Origin of the sequence: Methanospirillum hungatei (assembly GCF_020216685.1) — an archaeon.
GTDB classification, from domain to species: Archaea; Halobacteriota; Methanomicrobia; order Methanomicrobiales; family Methanospirillaceae; genus Methanospirillum; species Methanospirillum hungatei_B.
Map to the genome: position 1 here is coordinate 1 of NZ_JAIWNS010000185.1, position 10,595 is coordinate 10,595.

Annotated in this window: 12 protein-coding genes; 3 read left to right on the forward strand and 9 right to left on the reverse strand. The window is 46.3% G+C overall.

All coding sequences use genetic code 11. From position 1 onward, the window contains the following. Window positions 1-335 (reverse strand): hypothetical protein (locus LDL35_RS11465; RefSeq protein ID WP_304022521.1); only part of this gene is annotated, 335 nt, incomplete at its 3' end. 19 nt (window positions 336-354) lie between these two features. Continuing rightward, window positions 355-1,344 carry a DUF1616 domain-containing protein gene (locus LDL35_RS11470; RefSeq protein WP_304022523.1) on the reverse strand — a complete coding sequence of 330 codons (990 nt, stop codon included), beginning with the start codon at window positions 1,342-1,344 and terminating at the stop codon, window positions 355-357. 82 nt (window positions 1,345-1,426) lie between these two features. Between LDL35_RS11470 and LDL35_RS11475 the strand changes: the two genes are divergently transcribed. Then, a complete protein-coding gene (locus tag LDL35_RS11475; RefSeq protein WP_304022525.1) occupies window positions 1,427-1,933 on the forward strand; it encodes a hypothetical protein in 507 nt (168 codons plus the stop codon). Window positions 1,934-1,935: 2 nt separating this feature from the next. Here LDL35_RS11475 and LDL35_RS11480 read toward each other — a convergent pair whose 3' ends face one another. Genes LDL35_RS11480 through LDL35_RS11510 form a run of 7 tightly spaced genes read right to left on the reverse strand, consistent with a single transcriptional unit; the run spans window position 1,936 to window position 8,530 of the window. After that, window positions 1,936-2,709 carry a hypothetical protein gene (locus LDL35_RS11480; protein WP_304022527.1) on the reverse strand — a complete coding sequence of 258 codons (774 nt, stop codon included), beginning with the start codon at window positions 2,707-2,709 and terminating at the stop codon, window positions 1,936-1,938. Then, a complete protein-coding gene (locus LDL35_RS11485; RefSeq protein ID WP_304022529.1) occupies window positions 2,706-3,185 on the reverse strand; it encodes a hypothetical protein in 480 nt (159 codons plus the stop codon). Before LDL35_RS11485 ends, LDL35_RS11480 begins: the two co-directional genes overlap by 4 nt. After that, window positions 3,185-4,489, reverse strand: a complete 1,305-nt coding sequence (locus LDL35_RS11490; protein WP_304022531.1) for a DUF58 domain-containing protein — start codon at window positions 4,487-4,489, stop codon at window positions 3,185-3,187. Before LDL35_RS11490 ends, LDL35_RS11485 begins: the two co-directional genes overlap by 1 nt. Window positions 4,490-4,492: 3 nt before the next feature. Further along, complete coding sequence (locus tag LDL35_RS11495; protein WP_304022533.1) at window positions 4,493-5,494, reverse strand: AAA family ATPase; 1,002 nt, start codon at window positions 5,492-5,494, stop codon at window positions 4,493-4,495. Between the two features lie 36 nt (window positions 5,495-5,530). Continuing rightward, window positions 5,531-6,439 carry a DUF4350 domain-containing protein gene (locus tag LDL35_RS11500; protein ID WP_304022535.1) on the reverse strand — a complete coding sequence of 303 codons (909 nt, stop codon included), beginning with the start codon at window positions 6,437-6,439 and terminating at the stop codon, window positions 5,531-5,533. Further along, a complete protein-coding gene (locus LDL35_RS11505) occupies window positions 6,429-8,192 on the reverse strand; it encodes a DUF4129 domain-containing protein (RefSeq protein ID WP_304022536.1) in 1,764 nt (587 codons plus the stop codon). The genes LDL35_RS11500 and LDL35_RS11505 overlap by 11 nt, the downstream gene beginning before the upstream one ends. Next, window positions 8,189-8,530, reverse strand: a complete 342-nt coding sequence (locus LDL35_RS11510; protein ID WP_304022538.1) for a hypothetical protein — start codon at window positions 8,528-8,530, stop codon at window positions 8,189-8,191. Before LDL35_RS11510 ends, LDL35_RS11505 begins: the two co-directional genes overlap by 4 nt. A gap of 266 nt (window positions 8,531-8,796) precedes the next feature. Between LDL35_RS11510 and LDL35_RS11515 the strand changes: the two genes are divergently transcribed. Both LDL35_RS11515 and LDL35_RS15380 read left to right on the forward strand, forming a co-directional pair. Beyond that, window positions 8,797-9,831 (forward strand): glycosyltransferase family 2 protein, encoded by a 1,035-nt coding sequence (locus LDL35_RS11515; RefSeq protein WP_304022539.1) that lies wholly within the window; start codon window positions 8,797-8,799, stop codon window positions 9,829-9,831. Window positions 9,832-9,846: 15 nt separating this feature from the next. Further along, a complete protein-coding gene (locus LDL35_RS15380; protein WP_369694923.1) occupies window positions 9,847-9,978 on the forward strand; it encodes a DUF6516 family protein in 132 nt (43 codons plus the stop codon). Window positions 9,979-10,595: the final 617 nt, after the last annotated feature.

Sequence of the window (10,595 nt, forward strand, 5' to 3'; positions counted from 1 at the left end):
ATATTTCCATCCCCTCCACCAAACCATACACCAGTCAGATTAAAAGGAAGGAGAATATAGGCCCTTTCCAATCCCATGAAACCGGATTCTTCAGACACATAGGTTGGCTGAAAACCGAGAGAAATCCAATCAGTATCATTCAGACCAGTATAACTGATTATCACCGGCATCTGCCCATATAAGATATCTGGAGTAATATCCACAGTTGTACCAGATACACCAGACATTAATACAAACACTAATCCAAATATTGCAATGAATGTCCCTGACTTCATTTTTCCACCCATCCAAATATATATCGTATTAATTATTAAAGGATAAAAATGTAACCCCAAAAATAATATCCCAAAAAAATTACTCGAGAACCTTCACCCACAGGTGCAGATCCCGGTAACTCTGGTTTATCCGCTCCATCCCCCAGACTGATCTATCCGGAACAGTCTCATTAAACAATAAAAACTCAACCCTATTGTATCCGATATCTGCCGCAGACAGATTATAGGGCAACGTCACAGTCTCATTATGAGGAACCGAAACAGATAACCGGTCGGTCATATTCATCCGGGTAATATACGAGATATTCCCAGAGTCATCGGTCTCCATGGTCATCTGATGGACTTCAATCGTATAGGTGATATTCCGGTACTCATGATTTCCAACCCCGATATACATCGGAAACTCTTCCCCGATGATCAGCCGGTCAGGGTAATCAGCCGCCATCCGCTTCTCCCCCAGGATGTAAAACTCTGTAAATTTCTCCCCTTCCTTGGGAAAGGCGATGACAAAAATAGTCGTCCCAATCGCTGCAATAATTGAGATCAGAAGGATGATAGAGAGTATTTTATCGGTTCTGTTCCCCTCGGTCGGAAAGAACTCCTCACGAATCCCTGTCATTATCTCATCTGCAGGGAACCGGTAACGGTCATCAGGATCAGTCATCGCCCGGCGCCCCTGGGCAATAAGAACCATGATAATCGTAAACAGGGAGAGAGAGATGATAATCGGGTCAAGCCTGATCCCCCAGGGAGTATAATTCAGACCAAGACCAATGAGAGGGACGACTGCAATGGAGAGACCAAAAGACAGGGCAATACGTTCGATAAGGTCCAGATCCCCATCGGTGGCAAACAGGGCCGCAATGAGGGCATACCCGGGTATGAACAGAACAAGGGGGAGTGCCAGAAGTACCCGGATAGGTGTTTCATTTAAAACCGGGACGTAGATACATGCAATCGCACCAATAAGCCAGAGGAGAATGACTTTCAGATCTGAAAAGATGCGGGTCTGAAGAAAGGATATGTAGAGTATATGAAGGACAGGACTGTCCCTGCCGGCCGGATGCACTTTAAAGTATTGGAACCAGTATTGTTTATAGCTGGATCATCGGAGTCATGTGGGGCAATCATACCCGATGGGAGGCAGGCATATGAAAAGAACAGGTACAAGACTTATTATGAGTGGAATACTGGTCATCCTTATGATTGGTATCGGACCGGTTCAGGCGTTTTCATCTGACCGGCTGGCAGTTGATCTGCTGGATGATGGTGATGCTTATATCGCATTCGAATACACCCTGAACATGGCTGAGCAGGTTGCAGTCTATCTGAAGATCGCCGATCCAAATGCAGAACTGAAAAAAGCACTCGAAGATATGTTCCATCATCCGGTGATGGTGGATGAAGTCACGAACAATTCAGCCCGGTTCAGGGTGAAGGCCTTTTCAAACATCACCGAAACAAACGGGTCGGTGGTCATGAAGACTCCGGAGATATCCTTTACCATGGCTGAGAAGGCACTGCAGAAGTACTGGTTTGCTCCTCTTGTCCAGGCAGATTATTCTGCGGAGATTGCAACCATCACCTATCCGGACGGATATGTAGAGGAGTTTTTCGATACGAATAAAATCCCGGCAACATCCAGGACCCTTTCCTGATTTTACAGGAGAAGAGTAAATATCATCTCCACCGAATCGCCTTTTTTTACCGGAACACACCGGTCAACCTGAACCGGCCTATTCAGTCCTTCTGCAATACAGGTAGCAAAGAGGCTGCAGATAACACAGGGACTCATGGTGCAGCAGGCCGGGGACTCACGGGACACTGACCGGCATCCCTCATACAGCCGATATCCTTCCATACGGATATGAACACCGGTATCTGACCAGGTCACCTGAATTTTACCGGCGACTTCCAGAACATCAACGGCTATCTCATGCAGGAGGGTAGAGAATTCATCCCGTGTTTCGGGTATGGTGAGCTGATTGGTCTTTTTCAGTTCCTTAAGCAACGGGATGCATACCGGCGGTAAGAGCAGCCCTGAAAAGCCCTCCCCGGAGACAAAGACAGACCCTGCCACCGGTTCTCCGGTATACCGGGTTACGGGGATCAGATGCATGACACCGGTTGATTCTGTCAGGCCCTGAGGAAGAAAGCAGGATAACCCGGAGAGCCCAAGATCCGCAGCAACCGTGCATGTATTTATAGTCCCCTGAACCTGCAGAAGTGAGACAAATCGTTCATCAAGTGAATCCGGACGATGAAACACCAGGAGCAGGATTGCAGTCAGAAAGAGGATGACAGCAGACACAAGAAGTGCTGCAGAGATGATATCCTGTCTTCCGGTGATACTGACAACTTCGGCACAAATGCCTGCAGTCAGGAGGAGAACGAAGGATCCATATACATACCGACCAGGAGATGGGAGTTTCATAATTTATTCCCTCCTGCATGGTAGATCATCCGGTATTCATAGAGCAGCAGGGCAAGAGCAACAAGACCGGCAAGGAATAGTACCGTAATTCCGGGTAGGAGTGTGTGCTGTATCATCCTTGACATGAATGCCAGGAGACTGATTCCAAACGTCCAGAGAGCAAGAAGGAAAACCCCATTCCGGTTCTTCAGAATATCAGGCTCATTCAGAAATGCTCCCGTAATAAGGAGGGCGGAAATCACCCCCAGAACAGGAGCGATAAACCAGAGAGCTATAGCTGCACTTTCGCCCAGGCAAAATCGGAAGAACTGGTGAGACGCTGAATGCTGCCTGATTAATCCGATTATGAAATACAATACAAATAGAAAGATACCAGCATATATTTGCACATCTGGGAAAAAGAATGCATAAACTCCCAGGAAGATGATGAGAATGCCAGATAGAAGAGAGAACAGCCGTAAACTCGTCCGGGCCATCAGATCACCTCAACCGGTTCCCCACGGAGGGAGAAGAGACCCTGAGCCCGGTGATCAGTCCCTTTCGGGGTTCGTATCCGGAAGGGAATGTTCTTTCTGCCTGCAAGTGCTGCTACCTCCCTGATATGACTCATATCTCCGTCACAAAGTGAATACAGAATAATCTCATGAAAATGCCGTTGCATAAGGATAGTGTTCATGGCGTGGGCAAATCTGGTAGTTTTCACTTCCTGCATATGCTGTTTCCTGATCTCCCGAACCCTGGCAAGGTATGACCGCTCGTCCCTGGAAATTTCCGTCCAGTCCATCGATAACGCAGCTTTATCTATCTCCTTTCTCATATCTGATCGCATCATGAACCGGAACAGATGAAATGTCCGGGGGATAGGGTGGATTCTCTCACGGATTATCGTCAGACAATGGGCCATATCATATCCCTCATAATACAGATCACTCATATTCGGTCCTGATATCCCTATAAGACGAATCGGTTCCTTCTTCGCAAGTTTCGACTCCACATACCCCGAAATTGAACTGACCATCCGTGAAAATGACTGTATATCGATCTCCTGTCCGCTATCCGGGAGATCCACGATGACCATGGGCATTTCATCAGCAGGGGTTGCATACTCACGGATATAGAGAGTACCCCGTTTTGCCGATATCTTCCAGTCAACATGCCGGATGTCATCTCCGGGGAGATATTCCCGAAACTGTCTGATTGAATATCCTTTCACCGGTCCGATACGTTCAAGATCCTTTCCTGACCCCCGTTTTTCAACCGGACCAAATAATGGCCAGGGTTGTACCTGCACTGACGGAGTGGATGATTTTTCCGGGCGAAGGGGGAGGGAACTTCTAAAGAACCGGTTCTGTATCGTGATAATGCCCCCTTCATGGCATATGGTTCCATGATAGTGAGGGATAAACCGGTAGGAGAGAGTGAGTGTCTGTGATCCGGCACTATCAGTCCAGGTCTGATCCTCCCCAGACTCCAGACTACACAGTGAGGGAATAGTGTCCTGGTATCGAACCTGGTACCCGCAGGGGAGGAACAGGGAGATGGTGCATTCAATGGTATTACTTCTCCCCTGCCGAATGAGCGATTTTTCCATCTTCCATGAACCGCTGATTGTCCGGTAGGTTTTTTCAACCGTATGAAGAAATTGAAGACAGAGGCCCATGAGCAGTAGTCCGACTGACGTTCCTGCCATGAGGAGGACTGGATCATCCAGGATAATGGCAAGAAAGATGAGGATGAGAAAGACTGCAAGCAGACCCGTAGAGCAGGGAGTGAGCTTCACCGGTTACGGCACCTCAATACGGTCCATGATATCCCGGATAATATCTCCCGGGCGAACCCCTTCAATCTCCGCCTCCCGTGTGAGGTACAGCCGGTGAATCAGAACAGAGAGGGCGATTTTCTTCACATCATCCGGAATGACATACGTTCTGCCGGCAAGAGCCGCGGCACCTTTTGCCCCTTTTACAAAAGATATGGACGCACGAGTGGATGCTCCAAGCCCGATATCCGGATGGTTCCGGGTAGCAATGATAATATCCCTGATATACCGGTGGATTGGATCCTCCATCCTGACCCTCGATACCCGCTCAATGGCTCTCTGCAGACCTTCCGGTGATGTAACCGGCTGAAGCGTTTCTGCAAACCGGTTCCAGGTCAGAGTTCCGTCTGAAGCCCGTTTGATCACCGCTAACTCCTCATCAGGACTGAGCGGAGAGAGGCCGATACTAAACATGAACCGGTCACGCTGAGCCTCAATGAGGGGGAATGTTCCTTCAAGTTCAAAGGAGTTCTGGGTTGCAATTACGATGAACGGACGGGGTACCGGGAGGGTTATCCCATCAATGGTCGCCTGCCGCTCACTCATAGCCTCAATAAATGCCGACTGAGCCTTTGGGTGAACCCGGTTCATCTCGTCTGCGAGCAGGACATTGGTAAAAACCGGCCCCTTTCGAAGGTTGAATTCACATGACTGTTGATCATAGATGCGGACTCCGATCATATCAGCCGGCTGTAGATCAACGGCTCCCTGAATCCGTGCAAACTCACACCCCGTCACCTTGGCAATCGCCTTTGCAATAGTAGTCTTCGCAGTCCCCGGGAGCCCTTCTATTAAAATATGACCCTCAGCAAGGAGGGCTATCAAAATGAGTTCAATGAGATCCTGGTTTCCGACGATAAATGGAGAAAGAGCGGAATCAACGGCAGTATGAAGTCGTGCAAGTGCAGAGATATCCTCCTCATCTCCAAAATAATCAATGGTCTGATCCATATCACGGTCAGTCATGGCTTTCAATACATCCTATCATTTATCTGCTCTTCTTTACATCATCACCGGTTCAGAACCGATATCTGCAAATCCCGGAGGTCTCTTTCTGAAAAGAAATACACAGGCCAGGAGGGAGACCAGAACTATCATGGTCTTTATAAAGGAATCCAGCCGAATATACCGAAGTAACCACCCCGAACCACTCTGATCCGCTGTCCGGCTGTGAATCTGTTCAATAAGAAGGATTGGCCGGTACTGAATGCAACGTGATAAAAACTGACCATTCCCATACTCTGATTCAACTCCGGACATCGAATTAATAAATACTCCCGAATCAGAGAGGACAATGATCTCACCTTTTCCTATCTGTTCATGTGCAAGAACGGTATATCGTCCAAATGACTCATCAGATGAGATGCGAAAATCATTATTGGTATCAATCCAGCTCATAATACTCGTCTGTATCAAAGGAGTTCCCCCGGTCAGGGGTTTTGCCTTGTCAAGGACAAGCGAGCCAACGCCACTGGTGAGAGAATGCTCCTGTACCGGGCTGGTGATCAGGATTGCGGAGTTGTTATATGCCCGGTCAATCCCGGAAAGATATGAACTCCCTATCCGGATGGAACTCCCAAGGCCAGATAAGAGGCTGTTTCCTGCATCGGTCTCATCTGCAAGGAATACTGTATTCCCGTTCTGTAGAAATGTCCGGATGATCCTCATCTCCTCATCTGACCACGTTCCATTCGGTGCAATTATCAGAAGAGTCGCATTCTCCTTCATTTCCAGAGCAGGGATATGAGTGATCATCTCAGTAGTATGACGATCCAGCCGGGAGAAGAATTCTGAACTCCCGTTCCAGCCGATATTATCCTGTGAGAATTCCTGGGTATTCGTGATAAGAAATATCCCCAGGATAAGAAGGGTGATACATATCATCAGTCCGATGATGAAATTACCCTTCATCTCTCCTCTCCGGACATGACTTCCTGACTCTATCTGCTGCGTGTTTCAGACCTTCCATACAGCGAAAATCCTGACATCCCCCATACCTTATACGTTCATACCAACCAATAAACCGGGTAAACCGGGCTTTACATACCTCATCAGGCAAAGCCCCTGCAATCTCCCGTGGGGTCATAAACGGTGATATCTGAAATACCTGATGACGGGACAGGGAGGAGAGCACTTCCAAATAAATTCTCCTTGGTAATTCTTCAGGACCGGGGGGATACTGCGCTGCAGGGATGATAGCCGAATCAATCATACCATCATCTGCATCCCCGCCAACCCATTGATCCGGTGTATCTTTCAATTTAGAGAGAACTTCATCCTGGCTGTCAAATCTCTGAACTATCCCCTTTCGCCAGAAGTACCAGATAGGAATTGTAAAGAGAAGAATACCCGGTAGTACAAGTATCCACGGTGGGATAGAGCCGGCCTTTGAACTGGTGACTGACGTGATACGGTTTCCGTCAGATTCAACGATATAATGCTGACTTTCTGATGGAAGCAAGGGATATGACGGATCATCAAACCGGGTGAATACATGATACGTTCCTGCAGAGAGCGGCATCGTCACCAGGTACGTCCCCGCTACATTCGTCATGACCGTATCACATACCTTATCCTGAACAAGGATGCTGACCGGAACATCCGGAACCGGGTCACGTGCAGTCAGAGTGCCGGTCAGATTAACCGCAGACATACCTTTTACCGGGAGTACCCGAAGTCCAAGCGTGGTTTCCAGGGATGGTACGACGATACGAGACGGTTCAGAGATCACAGCGCCCCATCGGGCGGTGAGAGTGTGTTCTCCTGCGGAGATAGTATGGATCTGCACCGTTGAACGGAATTCACCAATGTCATCGGGTTTTAATTCCAAAAAAGGATTATTGTCCAGATTAATAACGACCGGCCATGAGCGATCCTGTGATCCTGCAATAAATCCATATACATTGACCTTCTCCTGAAATGTCACATTATTGGGTCCTGCCAGGAATGAGATAAAGGGTGATCCGGCATCTGCAAACCGGGTAGTTCGGTCACGTTCATTCTGCCGTTCTGCAACCATTCCGGTGAGTGTATCAAATTCAGTTCTGCTTCTCATCACCGGATCGGTATTTACTCCAAGGGCATTTCCCCGGGAAGATAAAGAATCGGTTACATCCGCATACTGGTTCTGCAGGGTCTGAATTCTGTTCTTCAATGCCTTCCCCTGGAGTCGGACCTTGGTTACGGAATCAGGATCCCCCTTGTCCTGATACTGAATCTCCAGTTTTTCAAGAGACTGCAAAGATTCCGATGTCGATACGAACTGGGAGAGCATATCCTTTTGCTGGCCTGCATCCTGAGCAAACCGGGCGATTTCACTCTCATTCATATCCAGTTTGATGATGAGGTTCTGAAGATCATGGTACCGGCTCGTATACCGTGCAAGATCTGAACTGGCTGACTCGAGATCAGATTTTCTCAAAGTGACGGCAATCGTCCCGCTATAGTCCAGAAGTTCCTGCATCAGGGGGAGAAGATCGGTAGAACTGTTAAATGCCTGTTTTCTTAAGTCGCCGATATTCATATGATATCCGGTCTCACGGACACCCTTCTCAGCAGGATATAAAAGTGGCTGCATCCCATTTCCGATAAGAAGGCCGGCGACAAGGAGGCAAAGAGAGGCATATACGAGATAAAAGAGATGCCGCTTTCCCTGGCTATTCACCCGTATAATATCACCCAGACCTTCCGAAGCACAATAATACCAAAAAGAACAGTCCCGGCTCCTGCAATGATCATGATCATTCGCACATATCCGGGACGGACATACCGGGCATCGATGAGTTCGGCAATGATGAGAATGCCAATGAGCCAGAGAACAAAAAGAACCTCGATATCAAAGGAGCCGGCCAGGAACATGAATATAACGATAATCATAAGCCAGGTGACCATACATCCAATTATCAGGGTTTTTTTTGATATCGTCATGGGAGATTGTTTCCAGGTGTATGGCTGTTCCGTGAATTCACCGCACCTGCTTTCATGCCATGTGGGATTTTTCATTCCTCATATCTCTTTCCTTCGAAAAATATTACCCGTTTTCCAGATGAAAGAAGTAAACTATTTATATCATATTGTATTATATTCAAACGATATATATTTAGATCATGATGCATGCAGGACGGGGGGTCCGGAATTCATTATGGTGTGTTCTGATCAGGGACAGAGTAATTTCGAAATGCTCAAAAGTGATGCAGGTGAACATCTTACAGGGAATGGAGGGGGCTTGTACGTGAGAGTCCGGTTCCAGACTCATATCCTGTGATATTATGAATCCATCACATGAGCCATGGTGCTTTCAGGGAGAGATTACTCCGGCATGTGATGATCTCTGGTACCATTCCGAAATCAGTTCAAATAATCATGATTTCTTATATCACACTATACCCTCTTCTTTTAGATATCAGTTTTGTCTTGAAGAAGATTCCGGACCACTTCCTATCAATCCATTTTCATCCACTGCAGTCCTCATCCCTGCATACAATGAAGGGCAGATCATCGGTTCGGTTGTAACTGAAGCGCGAAAAATTATCCCAATGGTAATTGTTATCGATGATGGGTCCGCTGACAATACCGCTGAACAGGCATCCGGTGCTGGGGCTGATGTCATTCGGTTACGTGAGAATCAGGGGAAAGCAGGGGCAGTAATGATCGGATGCTCCTATGCAAAGAAGCTCGGCATCGAAACCATCATTCTCCTTGACGGTGACGGGCAGCATGATCCGAGGGAAATACCGGTTGTTGCAGCTCCGGTCATGGCAGGAGTTGCGGATATGGTCATTGGTTCACGATTCATGGGAGAGAAGAACCAGATTCCCCGGTATCGGATCGCCGGCCAGCAGATTCTGAACGAAGTCACCAGGCTTGCATCCCGGATTGCCATAACCGATTCACAATCCGGTTTTCGGGTTCTTGGTAAACGGGCACTGGATAACCTGAACTTCACATCTAAAGGATATAATCTTGAATCAGATATGATCACCCATTTTGCTTCGATTGGTATGAGGATGGTTGAGGTTCCGATTACCGTCAGATATGATGTGCCAAATAAGCATAAGATGAATCCCCTCCGTCATGGGGCAGGCATTATCTCCCATTTACTTGTAAATATTACCAGAAGCAGTCAGATCCTCTCCAAAGTCCCGTCAATGACCACGCTCATCTTTGGGGCCGCAATATTCTTTGCTTTTCTTTCAGGGTTATTATTCAGACCGTTTATTGAGATTCATCTCCTTTCCATCGGTCTTTTTACTATGATCATGGGAAGTTACGGGTTCATATACCAGTTGATTCATAGAGGGTGAATAGAAGGTTTGATTATGAGATGGGATAATGCACCCCACCATAAAAATATTTCAACATTTCCACATCATCTCCATGAAAAAGATGGTGTCAAACCTTCTTCAGAACCATCATTTCCAGAAATATTACACAAAATTGGTAGAAAATAAGAATAAATTAAAGAATTTTATATTTATTAATGATAAAGGCTGTTGCATATTTCTAAATCTTTAGTACATGGAAGTAAAATCAGAAATTTCATCACAATACTGGATCCATTCGTATGGAAATTGCCCTCTTTGGGAAACGACATTTCTGTTATGAAACAGCCACGATAGAGAATGAAAAAATTTCAACATGAAATGTGAATCGTTACTCAAATAGAGATATGATGGAAGAGTATGTACAATAAGAGCAGACTTGAAATATAAAGATAATAAATCAGAAATCAGGAATGCAAAGGACGGATCATTGTTCCCACCTGAACGAATCATAAGTATGATCCAGACAGAGGGATTGGATTGTAATGAGGCACGTCAAATATTAATTACAAAGGGAATAAGGGATTTTTCCGAAACTATTCATAAAATCAGGGATAAATAAATTTGAACATCCGAATTTGTCCCCGTCTTATCATGTACTCTGAAATACGGCTTTGTAGTTGATGAAACTTTTTAGGGCGGGCGATAGAATTATACAATTATTATATATAAAAGGTAATTGTTAATTTTATAATTAATAAAAAAATATACTTATAGATGGATTCTATTGAGGTTTTTTATTATAT